Origin of the sequence: Methylobacterium sp. GC_Met_2, from assembly GCF_026540795.1 — a bacterium.
Taxonomy (GTDB): Bacteria; Pseudomonadota; Alphaproteobacteria; order Rhizobiales; family Beijerinckiaceae; genus Methylobacterium.
Genome location: NZ_JALNUM010000108.1, coordinates 1 through 19,977 on the forward strand (window position 1 = coordinate 1; position 19,977 = coordinate 19,977).

Below are 19,977 nucleotides of genomic sequence, written 5' to 3' on the forward strand. Positions count from 1 at the left end.
TTCAGGGCCCAGGCGGGATGATCGCCGTCGGGGCCGTAGAGGTCGGGGAACAGCACCCACAGCCGCTGTTCGATGCGGGTCAGCAGGTCGCTGCCTGTGTCCATCGCCTCGCCGCGCAAGGTGTCGTCGTGGAAGCGGTCGGCGTCCCCGTGCATGTCGCCGGACACGTACTCGGCCAGCACCATGCCGATGACGGCCGCGCCGATCTCGGCCTGTGTGGCGGGCGACAGCAGGTGCCACGCCTCGGCGGGCGTGAACGGCAGGGGCATGCGAGCCCAGAGCGCGGCGTGGTCAGGCAGCCGGGCGGTGTCGTCGCCGCGGAAGTCGTTCCGGGCTGGAACGACATTGGCGGCGGCCTCACTGTCAGAACTTACAGTGACGGCGGCAGCTAGGATGCCGGCGGTGAGGGCGCGGCGGTTGATGTGGGCGGACATCGCGGCTCCTCAGTGACCGGCGGGGGCTTTGACGAAGGCGCGGGTCACGGGGTGACGCCAGCGGCGGGTGCGCTCGCACCACGTCGGCGCGAAACTATTCCGGGCTGGGATATTTACGGGCACGAGGGGCGCACGGCGCAGGGTCGGCAGCTCGGGGAACCCGTTCTCCTCAATGTACGAGGCGAGGAAGGCGGTCCCGGTGTAGAGGCCGGCGATAGAGAAGGCGGCGAGGGCGGCGAGCATGGGCGGGCCTCAGTGCGCAGCGGCGCGGTGAGCGGCCTTGGCGACCTGCCAAGCGGCCTTGAGAGCGGAGGACATCGCCACGCGGCGGGAGACGCCGCAGCGCTCCATGATACCGGGGGCGGCGCGGCAGGCGGCGGCCATGATGGCGGCGCGGTCGTACTGTTTGGTGACGACGAGGGGGCGCTTGCTGGCGCCGAGCTGAATGAAGGCGCGGGCCGAGAGCAGGCCGGCGGGGATTGCGGGACGGCTATCGCGGCCGGCGCGGTCGATGCGGGTCCAGGAGACGGTGCGGTGGGGCATTGCTGTATCCCTGATGCAGGGCTACAATCTCACTACACCTGCATCGTGTCAACGGACCTGCAGAAAAAATACAGGTTGGAGCGCGTATGTCCCCCCGATTGAGCCCCCGCATGTGCAAAGCTGCGCGTTCGCTGCTCGGATGGGGTCAGGGCGAGTTCGCCACTTCCTCGGGCCTCTCAAAATCTACGATCGGCGCCTTTGAGGCCAAGGACGAGGACGCACGCCTTACCACCATGAACAACAAGGCCGCTGTCGAGGCTTTCGAGGCCGCCGGCCTGGAGTTCATCCCCGAGAACGGCGGCGGGGCCGGGATCCGGTTCCGGGAGCGGAAGGGGCAGCCACTGTGATCGGCAGCTTCGCTTGGCTCGTGATCGTTGCACTGATTGCCATCGTCGCCATAGGAGGAGTCATCTACTTCATAGCCGCCCGGCATGATTGACCTGCGCCGCTTGCCAGCTTCGGATATACGCCGAGAGCGAACTTCAGGGAGCTGAGCGGGATGATCACGGGTCCACAGCTTCTCGCCGCTCGGATCTCCATCCGCTGGTCGCCTGCGGAATTGGCCAAGCGAGCCAAGGTGCCTCTAACTGTCGTGGCGAGAGCCGAGGGTAGCCCTGGCGAGCCGGCCGTCACCATCGCGCATCTGAATGCTTTGATGCAGATCCTACGCGCGGCCGGCGCCAGCTTTCCACCTGCCGATCTGCCGTAAGGCGTCCCTAAAAAGGCGACCCCTTTTTTATTCGGAAATAGGGGCCCCCCTGGGTAGCGCCCGTTTTTCCGCGCCCCCTAAAAGACCCCTTTTTCGGGGCGGGCGAAACCGATTAGGGCGTGTAAACGAGTTCATTCATTCGTTACCCGTCGGCACGGAACGCGAAATTAGATGTCGTACTTATGCCGCTTGGGTTCCATCGCCGTAGACACAGCATGCGCCATTCCTCATCTCTCGCATTTGTCTTCCTGACAGCAATCATCTCCCTATCGCTGACGGCCTCCTCGAACGCATGGGCGCGTAGTGCCAGTGCCTCGAAGGCAATGCGAGCCATCGACACGGACAACGACGGGTCGATTGATCTGAAGGAAGCTCAGGCCGCTGGAGAGGCGACCTTCGACAAACTGGAGAAAGACAAGGATGGCTCGCTGACCACGAAAGAGATGCAAGGACGCGTAAGCCGCAAGGATCTCCAGGCGGCGGACGGCGACCACGACGGCACGCTCGACAAGAAGGAGTATGGCGCTTTGGTCGAGCAGCGCTTCAAGGCAGCCGACCCGGACGGCGATGGCACACTCGACGCAAAGGAGCTGAAGAAGCCGGCGGGCCGCAGCCTCATGCAGTTGCTGAAGTAGGGACTGGTCACGCAGACGACCTCCCCCGCCAGCCCGTGATCAGATCGGGCGGCGGGGCCGAGCCGGCTGGTACGCCATCAAGGGGCGCAGCCATGCTGGTCGGTCGGGACCAGGTGCTGCCCAGCGACGCGCTGGATCAGCTGGCTTACAGGCTTCGCTGACTAAGGAGACCAGCATGGCCGACGACCCCCCGAACGCCTTCTCCGTCCCGCAGTACAGCGGCGCCCAGGCAACCGCGGACTGCGCTCAGCGAGAAGTGGAGCGGCATCGCGCAGTAGTCCGGGAAATTTGGAACCGGGGCTTCCGGTGGCCCGGGCAAGTTGCAGCCGAGATGAACCGCCTTGCCGTACCCTCCCACAGCGGCCGGCCCTGGAAATCGGGTGCCGTGGCGGACCTGCTCAAGCGTCTACATTTCGATCGGAAAGCCACAGAACGGCAGGAAGCTGAGGCCCTTGAAGGAGTCGTGGAGGAGCTGTGGTCCGAGGGCATCCAGACCCGGCCGCAAATCATGGCGGCACTCATCGAGCGGTCCATTTGGCCGATCGGTGGCGGGCACTGGACCGAAGACAAGGTACGTCGGCTATTAGAGTACGTGGCAGGGGACTGCATGTTGGACGGCACCCCTCGCCTTCGCGGTGACGGCATGCGGTTAGTGGACGGCTTCCCGATGATGGCCGAGCCGGAGCCATTTTCAGGCACGCCCCCGCCCAATGAGTCTGAGAGGCCCGCAGAGCTCAAAACTACAGAGCAATAGGAACCAGAGCCGCGCTTTCGGGCCATCCGGGTTTGAGCACCAAGAGCACCGCCATGCGCCCCCCTCGCCCTTGCTCTGACCATCACCGCGTTCGCCTAGATCGGCCTGCCGACCACCGCCTCCGCCGGCTCGCACGTCGAGAAGGTGTACGCCCGTAACGGGTGACGCGTCGTGGGCGTTCGTTAGGCCGGAAGGATGTGCAGCAGCCCGCCGATGACGCCGAGCGTCCCCATGCCGATCAGACCGGCGGCAATGTACACCCGCATCCAGCTTCGATCGGCCGATGCTGGGCGGCTTTCATCGAGATAATTAGACCAATCGACCACGGGTCCCCATCGAGTTGCACAGGGTGAGGGGCGCGTCCCCTATGCCCGTGCTGCGACGATGAGATGACCTTGGCCGTGCGGGGACAGCTAAAAGGGGACGGCAGGCGACACGCTATCCAAGCTTCGGTATACGCCCCTCATCACGACCAGTTGTGCATGAGGAAAAAGAGCATGAAACAGCCAGCTCATAAGCCTAAAAACGATGATCATTCGGAAATCCTAAAGCAGGAGGCCGATGATATCACAGGCAAAATTGACGAAAAATTTGATAAGCTGGCTAAGAAGTTTCGAGATAAAGCCGAAAAGGCAAAAGAGAAGTTGAACGACACGAAGAAGGAAGCCAAGCGGGCCGTTCTGCGACGGCGCTTCGAGTTGTACGCCGACGCCGCGAACCACCTGGAGGAGTTCTCAGCCCCTAGGCGGGAGGGGAACGACAAGAACAGCGACTGACCCCCCAGCCAAGGCGTCACCCGCTCCAGCCTTCCGTTCCCAAACCATCGGACTACAACAGCCGCGTTCCCCAAGGGCACCCATCGGCCCGGTTCGTATATCGCCCCTCGGCGTGGACCGCGCCGGTGGGCTCTGATTGCAGCTGACTTTAGATCGTCTGCTCAGAGCGCCGTTCCGTTCTAAACCCAGGTCAGGCAACCCCGCTTCTCGCCGCATGGCCCGCCGGTGGCTCTTGCCGTAGCTCGGCCGGATGTCAGCCAGCCTCGCCCCCACCCTGATCCCGAACCCCGTCGCCATCTGGCACGGCGCCATCGAGAACATCTCGCCCCACGCCTCACCGTGCCGGTACCTTACCCCGGCCCGCTGGGCACCGATGCGGGAAGCCGCCATCGACTTCTGCGACCGGCTGGGCGCCGAGGCGCATTCGCTCGGCTGGACAGCGCAGGAGTTGTTCGCCGTCCACCCGGAGCACGGGACGCTACGAGTCGAGTTCTGCGGCGCGCTGATGATCTCCGGCAGCAAGGCCGTGGCTGTGGAGCCAACTCGGATCGTGTTCGATCGGGGCTCAGGCTACCGGGCGAAGCCAGGTCAGGTCTGGGGCATTCCGGTGTGGGAGTTCGCCATGAAGGGTGCGGGGCGATGAAGCGCCGACTCTTTGCCCCGATCGGCGGCACTGGCTCGCTCGTGGGCTTCACGGTGCTGGTGACGGCGCTGGCGGCCTGCGGGCTAACGGGACTGGTACCCTGAAAACCAACCGCTGGCGGTTGCTTCCTCGAAGTTGTCGGCGCCGACAACTTTCGCGTCGACACGAAAATCGGATCCGTGCGCTGGCACACGATTGTTGCGGTGCCGCAACGAGTGGGATGTGCCGGCGCCGGCACAATTGGGCGCCAGCGCCCAAATCAGAATGGTGCGCCGACGCACCCTTTGTGTCGGCGCCGACACACGAGATCCGGTAGGCGCCAATTGGGTTATGGTTCACGGCGCCGTGAACTTTCTTCCGGCACCGGAAGATTTCGAACGTCGCGCCGGCGCGACCTTTGTTCCGCCGGCGGAACGGTTCGAAACGTCCCGTTGACGGGACGCTCCTACCGATGCCCTCGAACCTGGATCCGTGTGGCGCCGCATGGGTTCTCCCGGCGCCGGGAGAATTAGAACCTCGTGTCGACGCGAGGTTCGGCACGTCATAGGTAAGGCCACAGACCCGAGAGGCGCCTCCCGATTTTCGCGCCGGCGCGAAAGTTGGATCCGTTCGCCGGCGAACGGTTGTCGCGTCGACACGACAATCAAAAGGTCACGGCGCCGTGACGTTGTTGCAACCGGCGCTCGGCTGGCGCATTCTCCTGATGTCGCGCGTGGCCGGTTCTCGCCCGTAGCACCCCAGAGCCAGAGCACCCATCGCCATTGCGGCACCGGGTCAGCGCCAGCGGGTCAAAGCGAGCCGCGACATCCTTCCCCTCTTTTGCGTCCGCGCGCCTCTACGGCGTGCGCTACGCTATGGATAAGGCCATGCGTTCCCAATCCCTACGTGCGTTCGTTGAGGTCTCGCCCGACTGCTTCGTCCCTCGCGAGCAGTTGCCCCTGGATGCCGAGGCGCTTGCCGGGGCTGCCACCATGCTCAAGGCCGAGATCCGGAAGGCCATCGGCGGCATGGCGCCTCTGATGGGCGAGGACACGATCCTGCGCATCTGCCGCGAGGTGATGGCTGAGGACTGTGGTCGGTCAAAGCGTCAGCGCGGCTGATACTCTGGGCCGGGCGGCCATATCATCACAGCTCGCCCGGCCTCGCGCACGCCGACCGCGCTGCGGCTGGCGGGCATTCACGGTTGATCAACTGCTTAGAGGCATCCTGCACAAACGCTGGTGAGATCGACGACCTCCCCCGCCGACCCGTGATCAGATCGGGCGGCGGGGCCGAGCCGGGCGTTAGATGAGCGCTTGGGGGTGTAGTGAAGGCGTGCCGCAATACGTGTCCGGCTTGAGCGGGCAGCCGCTATGAGCTTTTCGATGCATCATCGTCTTATTGAAACCGGGGCCGCAGTAAACGCCGTTGATCGACACACGCCCGTGGCATGCAGGACAACGCTTTACGGCTATTGCGTAGCGGCCCACAGCGTCAGTGAGACTGACTTGGCGCCACTTGCCCTCGATTTCTGCTTCACATGTCTGAGGAACGAGCGCCGGCATGCCAACTGAGGTGCCATGGATGGGCGAGCGTTGCCAGCGCGCTAGCGTCACACCGCGCGGTGCTTGGCCGGTCGGCACAATTTGGCGTAGCTCGGCCGGATGTCAGCCAGCCTCGCCCCCACCCTGATCCCAAACCCCGTCGCTATCTGGCACGGCGCCATTGAGGGCCTGTCTCCGCATGCCTCGCCCTGCCGGTACCTTACCCCGGCCCGCTGGGCCCCGATCCGTGAGGCCGCTATCGACTTCTGCGACCGGCTCGGTGCCGAGGCGCATTCGCTCGGATGGACAGCGCAGGAGTTATTCGCCGTCCACCCGGAGCACGGGACGCTGCGAGTCGAGTTCTGCGGCGCGCTGATGATCTCCGGCAGCAAGGCCGTGGCGGTGGAACCAACCCGGATCGTGTTCGATCGAGGCTCAGGCTACCGGACCAAGCCAGGTCAGGTCTGGGGCATTCCGGTCTGGGACTTCGCAACACGGGCTCGCTGACGCTCAGCCGCCTTGCAGGCTTTCGGCGAAATCGTCCGGGATCTCGCCCCATTGGCCGAGGATCACCACGCCCTCCAACTCGCCGGTCTCGTCGTCGGCCACCACCTTCAGCGCCGCCGCGCCCGGCACCCGGTTGGCAAGGTTCTCGGCCTTCTTCAGCGCACCGCTCTCAGACTGCGCCTGTTCTTGGCGGGCGGGGCGAAGACGCTTCCGATGGATTTCGAACGGCTGCACGATGTAAGTAATCTTCAGGGCCACGCTGGGCCTCCCGGCGTCCGTCAAGCTGATCAGCCTAAACGCGTACCTCGGTGAAGGCGCGCAACAAGACCCGGCGACCCTTGATGTCGCGCACGTCCACGAACCAGTCCGTCCAATCCAGGCGGTTACCCTCGGTCATCAACGCCAGGGCCACCTTGTCGGCGTGTGCTCGGACTGCCGCTCTGCTCGGCATCCAGCGGCCGTTTGCGTCGAGTTCTGCGCCGCCGATCCCGACGCAGTGGAAGCGGTAAAGCCGCGCCACACTTGCCCTTTCGGCTCTGACCTCACACTCGTCCACGCCCTTCGGCGGCGCCCAGCAGATCACGGTTGAACCACGCTCACCAACGGTGTTTGTTCTGTGTCTGTTCTACAGGGAGATCGAGCCGATGTACCCCCAGACGCAGCAGACGCCTGTGGACGCGCGTCGGACGGAGGTCGAGGCGGTCGCAGCCGCCTACAGAAGCCTGCACCGAGGAGATGATCGAGCAGCCCCGCTCGCGGTGATCACCGACGCCCTGGCCGATCTCGACGCGGCGGGACGACAGGTTGAAGCACAGGCCCGACAAGTCTCCCGCGGCTACACCCGTGCCGCCTTCGCCGGGCACTGAACCTCGTGTCCGGCCTCCGCATCGACGAGCTACTCATCGGCAGCCCCGATGCCGTCCGCGTGCCGGTGATCGGACAGGCCCTGTGCGCGGGCTTCCCGAGCCCAGCCGACGACTTCCTGGAGGGGGCGCTGGAACTGCCGCGCTGGCTGGTACCGAACCCGCCAGCGACGTTCCTGTGGCGCATCGCCGGTACCTCGATGGAAGGTGCTGGTATCTACGACCGCGACCTGGCCTGCGTGGATCGCAGCCTCACGGCCGGCCACGGCAGCATCGTGGTGGCGGCGATCGACGGGCAGATGTCGTGCAAGCGCTTGGTGGTCGAGGGCAACGTAACCCGGCTGGCGTTCTGCAACCCGGATCTGCCAGCCTTCGCGGTCGAGGAGATGGGCGAGGGTGTGATCTGGGGCGTGGTGCGCTTCTCGATCCGCTGGCACGTCGCCCGCGGCCAGCTGTCGTGAGCACGCCCGAGGCCCGCCGGCGCGACCGGATCGGCGGCGGCCAGGCGGTGGCGCTGATCGACGGCAACAGCTTCTACTGCAGCTGCGAGCGCGTGTTCGACCCCAAGCTGGCCCTGGTGCCCGTCATCGTGTTGTCGAACAACGACGGCTGCGCCATCGCCCGCACCAGCGAGGCCAAGGCGCTCGGCATCAAGATGGGCGACCCGTACTTCAAGATCCGCGAGATGTGCCAGGCCCAGGGCGTGCGGGTGTTCTCGTCGAACTACACGCTGTACGGCGACATGTCGGGGCGCACCAACGCGGTCTACCGCCGGTTCAGTCCGCAGGTGGAGATCTACTCCATCGACGAGAGCTTTTTGAACCTCACCGACGTGGCGCCGGGCTTGCGGGTCGAGCTGGCCCGGGATCTGCGCGCCACCGTGCTAGCCTGGACGGGCATTCCGACCTGCGTCGGCATCGGCCCGACTAAGACGCTGGCCAAGCTCGCCAACCACATCGCCAAGACGGTTCCGGTGCTAGACGGCGTGTGCGACCTGACCGATCCAGAGGCCTACGCGCACTGGCTGTGCCGGATCGACGTGGCCGAGGTGTGGGGCATCGGCCGGGCTTCGCTGGCGAAGTTGGAGGCCATGGGCGTGGAGAGCGTGGCGGACCTGCGCGACCTCGACCCGCGGCCGGTGCGCAAGGGCCTGACTGTGGTGGGCGAGCGCATTATCTACGAGCTGCGCGGGGCCGCCTGCCTGCCGCTGGAAATGGTGCCGGCTCGGCGCAAGGGCTGCGCCGTCACCCGCTCGTTCTCGGGCCGCATCACCGAGCGTGCGGTGCTTGAGGAGGCGGTGGCCGCGCACGCCACCAGGCTGGGCGAGAAGCTGCGGCGGGAGGGGCTGGGCACCAATCACGTGTCGATCTTCTACCACACCAGCGAGCACGACCGGGGCGCCCCGATGCGGTCGGTGTCCACCACGGTTTCGCTGCCCGAGCACACCAACGACACGCTGGCGCTCATCAAGGCCGCGCAGCTGGGGGTGGCGAAGACCTGGCGCGAGCCTGGGGAGCGGCCCTGGCGGTACTCCAAGGCCGGGATCATCACCAACGACCTCGTGCCGCTGTCGCACAGCCCCCGGGCGCTGATCGGTGCCATGGACCGGGAGCGTTCAGGGCCGCTGATGGCGGCCATGGACACCTGCAACGCCCGGTGGGGCCGGGGCGCGGTGGTACCGGCCCGCGCCGGGCTGGTGCCCAAGCGGGCGTGGAACACGAAGTTCGAGATGCGCACCCCGCGCTACACCACCCAGGTCAGCGAGTTGCCGGTTGCGCATGCTTGAGCCGGAACACCACCGTCTGGACGCTGGTTACGGCTGCCTAACAGGGAGGAAAACCGATGGTCGATGTCGCACAGATCCAAGAGCATGCCGAGGTGATCGGTTCGGACGGAACTCACGTCGGCACAGTCGATCACGTCGACAAAGGTGAGATCAAGCTGACCAAAAAGGATGCGGCTGCAGGCGGCCTGCACCACTTCATCCCGGTCGACTTCGTGCGAGCGATTGAGGACGGCAAAGTCCATCTCGACCGACCGGCGGATGAGGTGATGCGCGAGTGGTCGACGTCCTAAGCTGTCGGCGCCGACGGTAGGCGCGCAAGCACCAGAAATCGGCCGGGCGGCCATATCATCACAGCTCGCCCGGCCTCGCTTCAGCGAGCGGCAACTGCCTTGGCCAACGGACACTCGCTATCGGCAAGCGGCGGATAGGCATCCTTTGGCTTGATCGTGCTCAGGACCTTGTAGAGGTCCCACGGACCCTTGGACTCCGCCGGGCTTTTCACCTCCACGAGGTAAAAGTCGTGGACGAGCCTGCTGTCGGCTCGCAGCGTCGCGCCGCGGGCGTAGAAGTCATCCACCGGGTTGGCGCGCATCCACGCCAGGACCGTGTCCGTGTCGTCGGTCTTGGTCGACGCCACGCCTTTCAGGTAATGGCCCACCGCTGAGTACATCGACGCCTGGGCTTCGCTCGGCATGGCGCCGTGGAGCTTGTAGAACCGTTGCGCGAAGGCGCGGGTCTCGTCGTTCAGGTCCCAATACCACGCCGTGACTGCACGTAGCCCAGCCGCGATCTTTAGGCCCATGCTATGCGTGTCGGTCAGAAAGAGCAGCCCGGCCACCGGCTTCTGGGGACCGCCGGTCATGCCGAACTCGGTCCACTGCTTCATCTCGGTGACGAGTTGGGAGCCGGTGCTGGCGAAGCCGATGGTGTCGGCCCCTGACGCTTGGGCCTGCAACAGGTACGAGGTGTAATCGGTCTCCGCCGAGGGGTGAAACACTTCGCCTACAGATTTGCCACCGGCCGCCGCGAGGAGCGTCTTGGATACCGAGACCATGTTGCGGCCAAACGCGTAGTCCGCGCCGATGAAGAACCACGTCTTCTGGCCCTTTGGGACGAGGTCACGGATCGGACCGGCCACGAGGTTGTAGGCGTCGTGCAGCCAAGAGAGTCCGGTGGGGACACACTGCTTGCCGGTCACCTCGGTGGTGGCCACGGCCGAGTAGACCGCGATCTTGTTCTTCTCGCGAATGATGGACTGGATCGCCAAGGCGACGGCTGAGTTGCCGACATCAACGATCAGATCGACGCCATCGACGTCGATCCACTTGCGGACGATCGTAGCGCCGACATCGGGCTTGTTCTGGTGATCGGCCGAAACGACCTCAACCTTTAGGCCATGCGCATCCGGCTTGAAGTCCTCGATCGCCATCTGGGTCGCGACGACCGATCCCTTGCCGGTGGGATCGGACAGGAACCCAGTTTGATCGTTGACGACGCCGATCCGGACCACGCCGCCGGATATCTCGGCGCTGATCGCGGCCGGGGCTCCGACGGTAATGACCAAGAGGCCGCCGAGCAGCGCCCGCAGATGAGTTTTCAGCTTGCCCGGCATGCGTGCGCTCTCCGTGGTAACGTACAGGATGGACCTGCGGTAGGCAGGTCGGCCGTCGTTCATCCCAGCTTGGTCGCAGGAGGCCGGGCAGGCCGCCGTTGCAAGCGCCGAGCCGGATTGATTATCAAAGCAGGCTGGGCGCGTTGATGCGCTTGGGGTTTCATTCGAAAGGCCGGGACCATTCAACTGGCTGCATCACGGCCTCACCCACATCCCGACCGTGCCGCGGCTGGCAACATCATAATTTTACAGCTTCATGAAATTGGGAATTTTCAGTGGTGCAACTTCATGAAGTTAAAGCTTTGCAATTTTGCGGCGTCGTGATTTTGCGAAGCCTTAACATTCTGATTTCATGGTGCTGCGCATGAAAACGATTACGCTCGTGACCCAGAAAGGCGGCGCTGGGAAAACCACCGTCGCCACCTCCCTTGCCGTCGCGGCCCAGCAGGCTGGCGAGACGGTCGCTGCCTTCGACCTCGACCCGCAGGGGTCGCTGGCCGAGTGGGGGCGGATCCGCTCAAAGACCGAGGAGGCGACCGTGTCGGATCCGCGGCTGCCGGTGGTTGAGCGGTTCCCCCTGGATCGGATCGCCCAGATCCAGACCATGCTCGGCAGCTTGGAGAAGAAGGGCGTCACCCTCACCATCCTGGACACGGCGGGCGCGGATAACCCAACCACCCACGCGGCAATGGAGGCCTCGACGTTCTGCCTCGTGCCGATCCGGCCGACGCGCCTCGACCTCCTCGCCGTCCGCGCGACGGTTCAGGCGATCATGCGCTCGGGCAAGTCGTTCGCGTTCGTGCTGAACCAGTGCTCCACGATCCCGCGCAACAACCGGGCGAACGACACCGCCACCGGGCTCGCGTCGATCGGGTTCATGGCCGAGCCGCTGATCATGCTGCGCAACGACTACCAGGATGCGTTCGCGTCCGGGATGGGTGTCACGGAGTACGCAGCGGACGGTAAGGCGGCCGACGAGATCCGGGCGCTGTGGAAGTGGGTCGGCTCGCAGTCGGAGACCAAGGCATGAGCCGCCGCCCTGCCCCCTCGATCTTCGATGCCGACAGCATGAGCGTCGACGATCTCAAGACAAAGGTGTCCGCCGTCGAGCCTGAGCCCCGGAAGGTCGGGCGCCCGGCGAAGACGACCACCAAGGCCAAGCCGACGCCGTTCTACCTGCACCCAGCCGTGAAGGAGGTGCTGCGGGACATCGCCTACCACACCCGTCGCAAGGAGCATGACCTCTTCGTCGAGGGGCTGGAGTACGTCCTGCGGAAGCACAGCTATCCGACCATCGCCGAGATCATCGCGAAGGCCGAGCAGGAGGAGAATTCATAGAGCCGTAATTTCATGATGCTGTAATTTTGTGGTTTTATGCTTTCATAACGCTGGACCCAATGCCGTCCGGCCTGTAGCTTCCGATAAGCGTCATTCTCGGAAGTTACGAGCGGGCCGATCGGAAGCTTGGTGAGGAAGTGAAGCCAGGGCTATATCGGCTGTTGGTGGTGTGGATGGCTGGAGAGGCGCAGAGTGCAGTCACCTTGCGGCAGACTGGCACGATCACGATGCCTGACCCTCGAAGCTCACGCTTGCTTTGGATCGGCGCCTTGGGCGGTCTGTTCGGCGTGGTGATCTTCAGTCTCGCGCAGCTCGACGAGATGCTGCCCATCAACCGCATCCTTTTCGGCATCAACTCGACGCTGATGCTGATCTGGCTTTTTGTCATTCTCTTCGATGGTCCGGGCAGACAGCCGTGACACCAGACACGCTTCTCATCACCGTACCCGAATTTGTGAGCGAGCTTCCTGCCGAGGCCGCCGCGATCGTCCGCGCCTACCAGCAGGCCTCGAAGGCCAGCGCCACCGTTCGAGCTTACATGTCGGACGCTCGCGTGTTTCAGGACTGGTGTGGCCGGTACAGGTTCCGATCCCTACCGGCGAGCCCCGAGGCCGTGTCGGCGTTCCTGGTAGCGGAAGCGGAAGCGGGGCGGTCCGCATCGACCATTGGTCGGCGTCTCGCCGCGATCGGCTACGCGCACAAGCTGGCGAAGGTGCCGGACCCGACCGATGACGAGGATGTGCGGGCCACCATGAAGGGCATCCGCCGACGCATCGGCGTGGCCCCGACCCAGAAGGCCGCCGCGACGGTCGATGTCCTGCAGATGTTGTTGGCTCGCATTCCAGACAACCTCACGGGCAAGCGGGACCGGGCGTTGCTGGCGTTGGGCTTCGCGGGCGCCTTCCGCCGGTCCGAGCTCGTCGCCCTCGACGTCGCCGATCTGATCGAGGATCCCGAGGGCCTGCGAGTCATGGTCCGCCGGTCAAAGGTCGATCAGGAGGGCAGGGGGTTCGAGAAGGCGATCCCGACGGGGCGGTTCATCCAGCCGGTGCGCCTCGTGCGGGAGTGGCTGGCGGCCGCAGCGATCACAGAAGGCCCGGTGTTCCGGCCGGTCTCGCGGTCCGGCCGGGTGCGGGGGAACTGTGCGCAGCTCGCATCTCAGGCCGCCCGCCTCACGGATCGGTCCGTCGCCAACATCATCAAGGCCTACGTCACGGCAGCGGGGCTCGATGCGTCGACCTTTGGGGCGCACTCTTTGCGGGCTGGCTACATCACGACGGCGGCCGAGCGGGGCGCCGATCTCGCCCGCATCATGGATCAGTCGGGCCACCGGGATCCGCGGACGGTGGTCGGGTACATCCGACGGGCGAACGCCTTCAAAAGCCACAGCGGCAGCGGATTTCTGTGATAGATCCCATTATGTATGGTACTATCTTCAGAACTGCTAATGAATACCTGTGACAATCACATCATCGTAAGAGCACTTCAATTACGCTTATTCTTTCTGATTTCAGCGTTCCCCGGCGTGTGTTTTGCTTATATTAAATTATCACTTTTAATCAGCCTCGTGTTTCGAGGAGTGTTGGCGCTGCAGATCATCTTCACATAACATTAACCAAAAATTATTAAGCGTCCCACAAGGGGACGCACAATGCTCAACCAACATAGCAAGCCCGGTGGTAATCGTATCCGCAAGTCGAGCACGCCCCAACGAATATACGCCGAAGCGCTGAAGTGCCGCGCTTCTGGACAGCTTGACCAAGCTCGTGAAAGCTTGCGACGCCTCCTCCAAGTCGTACCAGGCCATCCGGAGGCTCATTACGAGCTTGGACGGCTTGCCTTAAACAGCATGCCGGGCGAGGCGGTTGGCCACTTCGTCGCGGCGCTTAGAGGCGCATCAGATCGGCCGGCTTATTGGCTCACCCTAGCCACAGCTCTGATAGGTGCTGAACGGGTGCCCGAAGCCCGCGCTATCCTTGAGCAATATCTGACTCAGGACTTTGGATCGGCGACGCAACAGCTAAATGAAACTTTTGTCGAGCACGTGTTTGGCGTGGCTCAGACACACTATGCCGCGAAGGCTTTCCGCGAGGCGGAGGTGCTTCTCGATCTGGTGATCTTCTTCGATAACACCCACACGCGCGCAACCTACCTCGCTGGGGCGATCGCTGCGCATACGAACCGCCTCGACCTTGCCTACGACTTGATGAGCATCGCGATTTATCGCGAGCCAGCCAACGCGCTCTTCTTTAGCGGTTTAGGAAGCCTCCTTGCGATCCGCGGCGATGCCGTCGGAGCCATCTCCGCACTTGAGAAGGCACTGGAACTCGACCCTGACTTAGCGAGCGCCCACGCCAACATCGCTGGCGTGTATCAGGGTAATTTCCGGCATGGAGAGGCTTTGAGACACGCGGAGCGCGCGATCGCCCTCGACCCGAACGATGCCGGGGCCCATAGCAACCGTGGCAGCGTACTCTTAAGCCTAGGCCATCTCACTGAGGCGATCGCGGCGTTCGATCGCGCGTTGGCGATCAATCCGAGCAACGTATTCACCGCCTCCAACAGCCTGTTCGCTAAGCTCTATGCGGACGAGGTGACACCCGAAAGCTATGCCGCCGACGCGAAGGCCTTCGGTCAACGCTTTGCGGCTCCCGTTCTACGCCAGCGCCCATTTGCCAACAACCGCGACCCGGGCCGCCGGCTGCGAGTCGGCTTCGTTTCAGCAGACCTCTACAATCATGCCGTGATCCGCTTTCTGGAGCCATTCCTGAAAGAGTTTGATCGGTCCGCCTTCACGACACTAGCCTACATGACACGTGCGCGAGAAGACGATGCGTCAACGCGGCTTCGCACCCTCTTCGATGGCTGGCACAACATCTCCGGTCTCGACGACGACGAAGCTGCCGACTGCATCGAAGCGGATGCCGTCGATATCCTCGTAGATTTATCTGGTCACAGTGCCGGGCATCGGCTTCTCGTGTTCGCTCGCAAGCCCGCGCCGGTGCAGGTCACTTGGATCGGCCACCCTGGAACCACTGGGCTCGACGCCATCGATTACCGTCTCACGGACGCCGACATCGATCCGATCGGCTTTGCCGAAGCCTTGCACGCAGAGCGGCTCTGGCGCTTGCCGCGTATATCGGCGAGCTGTGCATCACCCAGCGCTTTGCCCCCTGTCCGCGCATGTGCGCCGTTCGAGGACAATGGTTACGTTACCTTCGGCTGTTTCAACCGCCTCACCAAAGTCGCCGATAGGACATTGGCAACGTGGGCGCAGATCTTGGACGCCGTCCCGGACGCTCGCCTTTTCATGGTGGCTGCAGACATCGCGGCGCCTGAGATCTGTGCTGCGGTAGAGGCGCGCCTCCGCGGAGCTGGGTTGCCACTTGACCGCGTCATTTTTCATCCGCGCCTCCATGGACCATACCATCAGTTGTACTACCACGCGGACGTCGCGCTTGATCCATACCCGTACAACGGTGGCACGACGAGTTTCGACACGCTGATGATGGGCGTCCCATTCATTACCTTGCGCGGACAACACGCAGCCGCACGAACCGGCGTCGCCGTCCTTACGGCGCTTGGAATGCCGGAGCTAATCGCTGATAATCCGGACGCCTACGTGGCGATCGCCCGGGATCTGGCTCAAGATCGTGGTCGCTTGCGAGAGATCCGAGCCGGGCTGCGAGAGCGCATGGAGGCAAGCCCGCTCATGGACCATCGCGGCCTAGCCGCCGATGTCGCGGACGCTTTCAGGGCTATGTGGTGCCGATGGCTCGTTGAAGACCGAGTGTAGGCTGCACCTGGATAGCTAGCCTGAAGATCGCCGTTAGAGCGAGCTCCTCTGAAACCAGAGAAGCTCGACCAGCGTCGATCGGGCTTTCACCCCGATGGACATCTATCAATTCGTTGGGGATGTTAGCGCCCCTCATAAGATGAGGGTGCTGCCAAGCCGACATTCAGATTTACGCTGCGCTTGAACTTTTACGACTGCCAAGCATATCGCGCTCATGAAACATAAGCTGCTTTCCGACTTTTATTGCGGCGTATGTCTGTTCAGCGGCGAGATGTTCTTGAATTTGCAACAAAAACGGTGCTGAACTAGGCAAAAGCCGCATCACCTCGACTGCCTGCGCAAAGAATAAATTTGTGACTTCAGTCGGGTCTTCTGAAAGATGCAGAACTTGAAGTGTTAAACAAATCTTCTTACAAGGCGTATCTGCCTCACTCTCATTGACAAGTTCGCTCTCGCGAAGAAATTGGCACTGCGTCTCTACGATTAGACTGATGGTATGACTGCCACCATTGCGAAGTATAGCGCCGTTAATGATCAGTCGCTCTTGAGGCTTGATGGTGAGGCGCAGAGGCATGGCATAACCCTTTTTGAGTTTGCCGATCCGTAGCGATGATTTGTTAACAATCTGTCGAAAATCCCTTTGGGGCAATCGTCATTTTAAGGAGGCATCAAGACCTGAGGCACATGCTGATTTGACCACGAAAAGTGGGTTCTATCTCAAAAAGGATCATCTCATATGTCTTCCGGCATCACCCTCACTGCTGCGACCCGCCAGAGCCTGCTGGCGCTTCAGAACACCGCCTCTCAGACTTCGACCGTTCAGAACCAGCTGTCTACCGGCAAGAAGGTCAATTCGGCCCTCGATAACCCGATCAGCTTTTTCACGGCTCAGTCGCTGACCCAGCGGTCTGGCGATCTGTCGAGCCTGCTCGACGGCATCTCCAACGGAATTCAAGCGATCCAGGCAGCTAACCAGGGCATCACCTCGATCCAGAGCTTGGTCAGTCAGGCTAAGTCGATCGCCAACCAGGCGTTGTCTACCCAGATCACCACCACTGGCACTGCTTCAAGCGCCTACACGGCTCCGACGGGAGCCACATCCGTGAACCTGTATGTCAACGGCGCCGCCACATCCGTGAGCCTCGCATCGGGGAACACGATCGATCAAACTATCTCTGCTCTCAACGCTTCGGTCGGCGCCGGCAGCTTCACCAAGAGCACCGATGGCACGAAAATTGTGATTAACGCCCAGTCCGACGTCGAGTTTAAGACATCGACTGATCAGACGGCGCTTGGATTTGCAGGCAATTCAACTGCCGGCACGACGTATGGAACTTCTGGCAGCACAGTTGCTTCGGTCGCTCAAAGCTCAGATTTGAGCGTGTCTGGTGTTTCCGCTCGCTCTACTCTTGCTCAGCAATACAACAGTCTGTTGACTCAGATTGACCAGCTCTCGCAGGACTCGAGCTTCAATGGTACGAACCTGATTGCTGGCAAGGGCTCCAACAATAACCTGACGATTAACTTCAATCCGAAGGGAAACTCTAACCTAACGGTCAGCGCGACCGATGAGACTTCGGCTGGTCTCAAGTTGAGTGCCATCCAGGCCGGCTCACTTGCTGGTGGGCTTGGTCAGGGCAACTTCTTGCTCAACGCTGATATCAACACGACCCTGAACAGCTTGACGAATGCTTCCAGCCAGCTGCGCACCGATGCCTCGACGCTCGGTTCGAACCTTTCGGTGGTGCAGAACCGTCAGAGCTTCAGCAACAATCTAATCAACATCTTGGATACCGGCTCGTCGAACCTAGTGAACGCCGACATGAACGAGGCTGCTGCGAATTCGCAGGCGCTGTCGACCCGCCAGTCTCTGGGCATCTCCGCCCTATCTCTGGCGAACACAGCTCAGCAGGGTGTCCTGCAGCTCCTCCGGTAATCCGTAGCAAGCTAGCGAACTGATCGGCCGGGGGATACTCCGGCCGTTTTTTATTTGCAAAGCATTAACCAAGTCGCATTAGGCCTTTTCACAAGTCATTAGTCAGGCCAGTAATTATGGACGACGAAAAAGTTGGCCAAGACCTAGTTATAGAATGCTATGCAGCTCTCGTTGATGAGCCCGCTGCCGACACATGCTGCAAGTGCATCTGCATTATGGCCCGCCGGATGCGAGATGATAATCACTTTCTAACTCATGAAACTCATTTTATAGTATTAGCGAACCAGCTGATGAGTGTGACTAAGACATTTGGCAGATATATTGCAGAAATGCATTTTCATATGCAAAACGGGGAATATGATGCTGCCCTCCTAGTCGGTGAAGAAATGGTTCGGCACGAGGCGATGCTGCACCAGATTGCGGCTGGAAAGCCATTGCAACATACATCGACTATGAATTGAGCCGTTGAATAGTCATCGAATCTTCTGAGGCTGCAGCTCATACCGGGAGAGCCGCTTCAAGTTTCGGCCGTCCTGAATATACAAGACGTTCTGGCTGCATAGCTGAAAAGTGGGGCCGGATCCCGTGATGACGTGGTTCGGCCCTGTGCCGTTCGGCGTCTGAGCCGGAGCGACGAGCGCTATGTACCGTCTTGTCGTGAAGCCGTCTTGGCGGCGAGTGCTGAGCAACCAGGGGGCGAGTGCCTTCAAGGCGCACAGCGGGAGCGGGTTCTTGTAGGCCCGCCCGATTATTTTTAATCGGGAACATGCGGCCGATGGGGCTGCTACTGCGCCGCCTTCTGCCGCTGCTGCACCTGCCACCCTGTCAGGAACGCCTCGATCTGAGCAGCCAGCATCCGGTCATGTGGTGAGCGCGACTCCGACAAGGCCATGACCATCGCGCCGACGGATGGCCATTCAGACGCGGCCTCGCGCAGGCTCGCAACGATCTGTCTGTTGAGGTCGGCGTCGGGGAGACGGGCGAGCGCGGAGCGGTTCATACCAGGCCCTGCTGCCGGCGGGGTAGATAGTCGTAGATGAACCACCGCATCTGCCGGGCACAATCAGGCATGTCCGGCTCCGGCGTGGCCGCCACCTCCGCGATCATGGCATCGTAGGTCGGGAAGCCTTCAACCAGCTTGTTGAGCAGACGGATGATCTCGCCGTCGATCTCCTCCTGCGACATGCGCCCGAGCCGGGTGTGCGAAGGATCGCGCTCCAGCTTCAGGACGCGGGTCTCGATTTCCTTCAACCTCATCGCCGGGCGTCCTCAATGTCGGCGAGGCGACGGCTCAGGTCCGCCGCGGTGATGGCGTCGATGTGGGCCGATACCGCCTTGCCGATGTCGGCGGCCTCGGACGGTGTGATCTCGCCCGAGGACACGGCCTGCAGGAGCGCAGCGGTCGCGCGGGGCAAGTCGGCTGCCGTCTCGATCACCGTCAGGTCGAACGTGATGGAGCGATCCCGGCGCGGCGACAGCAGGCGGTCGAGGCACAGCTTCATCGCCGGGCCGTCACCCTCCAGCGCCATCTCGATCGCACGGCGGGACAGGGCTTCGGCCTCGCCCTCGAAGATCGCCTCCAGGGCCAGCGTAGAACGGTTGCGCGAGCCGCGGGGGCGACCAGCCGGGTTGCCGGACTGACCGGGCTCGAAGTGGGTGTCCTCGCTCGGCATAGCTCAAGGTCCGGTCTGGAAGGCCCTGTAAACAACAGGACGAAAACAGGAGGACGATAGATAGCACTTGCTATGAGGTTTCACGACTGCGCCCTCCCGCCCGGGCCAGGTAACAGCTCACCCCATGCCGCGCGCAGGATCGCCAAGCGGGCATCGGCACGGGTCGGACCAGCGACGGCAACCGCATCCATCAGATCGTCCAGGGCCCGCAGGCCGCCGGCATGGTCCGCCTCGATGCCCTTGCGGCGCAGGGCGGACCGGAAGGCCATGGCTGCCGGCGCGGTCGGCCCGTGCCGCTCGATGCTGGCAAGCAGGGCCAGGATCTCGGCGGCCGTGGGTCCGCGGGCGGTGGTGGTGGTCACAGCGTACCGTCCTGCATGCCGCGAGCCTCGAACGGCACGCGCAGGGCCACGGCGAGTTCTGCAGCAGCCTCAAGGCCGAAGATGGCG

At 62.8% G+C, this 19,977-nt stretch carries 29 protein-coding genes; 17 read left to right on the forward strand and 12 right to left on the reverse strand.

All coding sequences use genetic code 11. From position 1 onward, the window contains the following. The 3 genes from OXS49_RS26295 to OXS49_RS26305 form a co-directional block, all read right to left on the reverse strand. The coding region (locus OXS49_RS26295; RefSeq protein WP_267427630.1) for a hypothetical protein at window positions 1–434 on the reverse strand (434 nt) is incomplete at its 3' end. A 9-nt stretch (window positions 435–443) separates the two neighbouring features. Beyond that, window positions 444–677, reverse strand: a complete 234-nt coding sequence (locus tag OXS49_RS26300; protein WP_267427631.1) for a hypothetical protein — start codon at window positions 675–677, stop codon at window positions 444–446. A 9-nt stretch (window positions 678–686) separates the two neighbouring features. Continuing rightward, complete coding sequence (locus OXS49_RS26305) at window positions 687–977, reverse strand: hypothetical protein (protein ID WP_267427632.1); 291 nt, start codon at window positions 975–977, stop codon at window positions 687–689. 110 nt (window positions 978–1,087) lie between these two features. On the opposite strand from OXS49_RS26305, the gene OXS49_RS26310 reads away from it, so the two are divergent. From OXS49_RS26310 to OXS49_RS26320, 3 genes are all read left to right on the forward strand, one after another. Next, window positions 1,088–1,324 (forward strand): helix-turn-helix transcriptional regulator, encoded by a 237-nt coding sequence (locus OXS49_RS26310; protein ID WP_267427633.1) that lies wholly within the window; start codon window positions 1,088–1,090, stop codon window positions 1,322–1,324. Window positions 1,325–1,901: 577 nt separating this feature from the next. Then, entirely contained in the window at window positions 1,902–2,321 is a 420-nt protein-coding gene (locus OXS49_RS26315; protein WP_267427634.1) for an EF-hand domain-containing protein, read from the forward strand. 175 nt (window positions 2,322–2,496) lie between these two features. After that, a complete protein-coding gene (locus tag OXS49_RS26320) occupies window positions 2,497–3,075 on the forward strand; it encodes a hypothetical protein (protein ID WP_267427635.1) in 579 nt (192 codons plus the stop codon). Between the two features lie 182 nt (window positions 3,076–3,257). Here OXS49_RS26320 and OXS49_RS26325 read toward each other — a convergent pair whose 3' ends face one another. Next, on the reverse strand, window positions 3,258–3,401 hold the full coding sequence (locus OXS49_RS26325; RefSeq protein WP_267427636.1) for a hypothetical protein: 144 nt from the start codon (window positions 3,399–3,401) through the stop codon (window positions 3,258–3,260). A gap of 171 nt (window positions 3,402–3,572) precedes the next feature. On the opposite strand from OXS49_RS26325, the gene OXS49_RS26330 reads away from it, so the two are divergent. The 4 genes from OXS49_RS26330 (at window position 3,573) to OXS49_RS26345 (ending at window position 6,524) form a co-directional block, all read left to right on the forward strand. Beyond that, window positions 3,573–3,851, forward strand: coding sequence for a hypothetical protein (locus tag OXS49_RS26330; RefSeq protein ID WP_267427637.1), 279 nt, complete (start codon window positions 3,573–3,575; stop codon window positions 3,849–3,851). Window positions 3,852–4,101: 250 nt separating this feature from the next. Beyond that, complete coding sequence (locus tag OXS49_RS26335; protein WP_267427638.1) at window positions 4,102–4,494, forward strand: hypothetical protein; 393 nt, start codon at window positions 4,102–4,104, stop codon at window positions 4,492–4,494. Between the two features lie 866 nt (window positions 4,495–5,360). Beyond that, window positions 5,361–5,594 carry a hypothetical protein gene (locus tag OXS49_RS26340; protein WP_267427639.1) on the forward strand — a complete coding sequence of 78 codons (234 nt, stop codon included), beginning with the start codon at window positions 5,361–5,363 and terminating at the stop codon, window positions 5,592–5,594. A gap of 543 nt (window positions 5,595–6,137) precedes the next feature. Beyond that, window positions 6,138–6,524, forward strand: a complete 387-nt coding sequence (locus OXS49_RS26345; protein ID WP_267427641.1) for a hypothetical protein — start codon at window positions 6,138–6,140, stop codon at window positions 6,522–6,524. 3 nt (window positions 6,525–6,527) lie between these two features. Here the strand turns inward: OXS49_RS26345 and OXS49_RS26350 are convergent, their stop codons facing one another. Next, window positions 6,528–6,782, reverse strand: coding sequence for a hypothetical protein (locus OXS49_RS26350; RefSeq protein WP_267427642.1), 255 nt, complete (start codon window positions 6,780–6,782; stop codon window positions 6,528–6,530). Between the two features lie 34 nt (window positions 6,783–6,816). Continuing rightward, a complete protein-coding gene (locus OXS49_RS26355) occupies window positions 6,817–7,044 on the reverse strand; it encodes a hypothetical protein (RefSeq protein ID WP_267427644.1) in 228 nt (75 codons plus the stop codon). Between the two features lie 124 nt (window positions 7,045–7,168). Here OXS49_RS26355 and OXS49_RS26360 point away from each other — a divergent pair, with 124 nt between their 5' ends. From OXS49_RS26360 to OXS49_RS26375, 4 genes are read left to right on the forward strand one after another with little or no spacing between them, the layout of a single operon-like run. Further along, entirely contained in the window at window positions 7,169–7,390 is a 222-nt protein-coding gene (locus OXS49_RS26360; protein ID WP_267427645.1) for a hypothetical protein, read from the forward strand. A 5-nt stretch (window positions 7,391–7,395) separates the two neighbouring features. Next, on the forward strand, window positions 7,396–7,848 hold the full coding sequence (gene umuD, locus OXS49_RS26365) for a translesion error-prone DNA polymerase V autoproteolytic subunit (protein WP_267427646.1): 453 nt from the start codon (window positions 7,396–7,398) through the stop codon (window positions 7,846–7,848). Next, window positions 7,845–9,173 carry a Y-family DNA polymerase gene (locus tag OXS49_RS26370; RefSeq protein ID WP_267427647.1) on the forward strand — a complete coding sequence of 443 codons (1,329 nt, stop codon included), beginning with the start codon at window positions 7,845–7,847 and terminating at the stop codon, window positions 9,171–9,173. Before umuD ends, OXS49_RS26370 begins: the two co-directional genes overlap by 4 nt. A gap of 56 nt (window positions 9,174–9,229) precedes the next feature. Beyond that, window positions 9,230–9,463, forward strand: coding sequence for a DUF2171 domain-containing protein (locus tag OXS49_RS26375; protein WP_267427649.1), 234 nt, complete (start codon window positions 9,230–9,232; stop codon window positions 9,461–9,463). A gap of 80 nt (window positions 9,464–9,543) precedes the next feature. Here the strand turns inward: OXS49_RS26375 and OXS49_RS26380 are convergent, their stop codons facing one another. Beyond that, window positions 9,544–10,785, reverse strand: a complete 1,242-nt coding sequence (locus OXS49_RS26380) for an ABC transporter substrate-binding protein (RefSeq protein WP_267427650.1) — start codon at window positions 10,783–10,785, stop codon at window positions 9,544–9,546. A gap of 364 nt (window positions 10,786–11,149) precedes the next feature. Here OXS49_RS26380 and OXS49_RS26385 point away from each other — a divergent pair, with 364 nt between their 5' ends. From OXS49_RS26385 to OXS49_RS26405, 5 genes are all read left to right on the forward strand, one after another. Beyond that, the gene (locus tag OXS49_RS26385) at window positions 11,150–11,815 is read left to right on the forward strand and encodes a ParA family protein (RefSeq protein ID WP_267427652.1); all 666 of its coding nucleotides are present in this window, start codon (window positions 11,150–11,152) and stop codon (window positions 11,813–11,815) included. Further along, window positions 11,812–12,123 carry a hypothetical protein gene (locus OXS49_RS26390; RefSeq protein WP_267427653.1) on the forward strand — a complete coding sequence of 104 codons (312 nt, stop codon included), beginning with the start codon at window positions 11,812–11,814 and terminating at the stop codon, window positions 12,121–12,123. Before OXS49_RS26385 ends, OXS49_RS26390 begins: the two co-directional genes overlap by 4 nt. Before the next feature lie 269 nt (window positions 12,124–12,392). Continuing rightward, the gene (locus OXS49_RS26395; RefSeq protein WP_267427654.1) at window positions 12,393–12,542 is read left to right on the forward strand and encodes a hypothetical protein; all 150 of its coding nucleotides are present in this window, start codon (window positions 12,393–12,395) and stop codon (window positions 12,540–12,542) included. Between the two features lie 35 nt (window positions 12,543–12,577). Next, the gene (locus OXS49_RS26400; RefSeq protein WP_267427655.1) at window positions 12,578–13,531 is read left to right on the forward strand and encodes a site-specific integrase; all 954 of its coding nucleotides are present in this window, start codon (window positions 12,578–12,580) and stop codon (window positions 13,529–13,531) included. 243 nt (window positions 13,532–13,774) lie between these two features. After that, window positions 13,775–15,919: a tetratricopeptide repeat protein gene (locus tag OXS49_RS26405; RefSeq protein WP_267427656.1), complete on the forward strand. Its 2,145-nt coding sequence runs from the start codon at window positions 13,775–13,777 to the stop codon at window positions 15,917–15,919. 169 nt (window positions 15,920–16,088) lie between these two features. Here the strand turns inward: OXS49_RS26405 and OXS49_RS26410 are convergent, their stop codons facing one another. Next, a complete protein-coding gene (locus OXS49_RS26410) occupies window positions 16,089–16,493 on the reverse strand; it encodes a flagellar biosynthesis repressor FlbT (RefSeq protein WP_267427657.1) in 405 nt (134 codons plus the stop codon). A gap of 162 nt (window positions 16,494–16,655) precedes the next feature. Here OXS49_RS26410 and OXS49_RS26415 point away from each other — a divergent pair, with 162 nt between their 5' ends. Further along, window positions 16,656–17,855 carry a flagellin gene (locus OXS49_RS26415; RefSeq protein WP_267427658.1) on the forward strand — a complete coding sequence of 400 codons (1,200 nt, stop codon included), beginning with the start codon at window positions 16,656–16,658 and terminating at the stop codon, window positions 17,853–17,855. Between the two features lie 784 nt (window positions 17,856–18,639). On the opposite strand, the gene OXS49_RS26420 is transcribed toward OXS49_RS26415, so the two are convergent. The 4 genes from OXS49_RS26420 to OXS49_RS26435 all read right to left on the reverse strand — a co-directional run bounded on the left by OXS49_RS26420 (window position 18,640) and on the right by OXS49_RS26435 (window position 19,890). After that, entirely contained in the window at window positions 18,640–18,855 is a 216-nt protein-coding gene (locus OXS49_RS26420; RefSeq protein ID WP_267427660.1) for a hypothetical protein, read from the reverse strand. Further along, entirely contained in the window at window positions 18,852–19,112 is a 261-nt protein-coding gene (locus OXS49_RS26425; protein ID WP_267427661.1) for a hypothetical protein, read from the reverse strand. The genes OXS49_RS26420 and OXS49_RS26425 overlap by 4 nt, the downstream gene beginning before the upstream one ends. Beyond that, window positions 19,109–19,528 (reverse strand): DUF5681 domain-containing protein, encoded by a 420-nt coding sequence (locus OXS49_RS26430; protein ID WP_267427662.1) that lies wholly within the window; start codon window positions 19,526–19,528, stop codon window positions 19,109–19,111. The genes OXS49_RS26425 and OXS49_RS26430 overlap by 4 nt, the downstream gene beginning before the upstream one ends. An 80-nt stretch (window positions 19,529–19,608) precedes the next feature. Next, a complete protein-coding gene (locus OXS49_RS26435; RefSeq protein WP_267427663.1) occupies window positions 19,609–19,890 on the reverse strand; it encodes a hypothetical protein in 282 nt (93 codons plus the stop codon). Window positions 19,891–19,977: the final 87 nt, after the last annotated feature.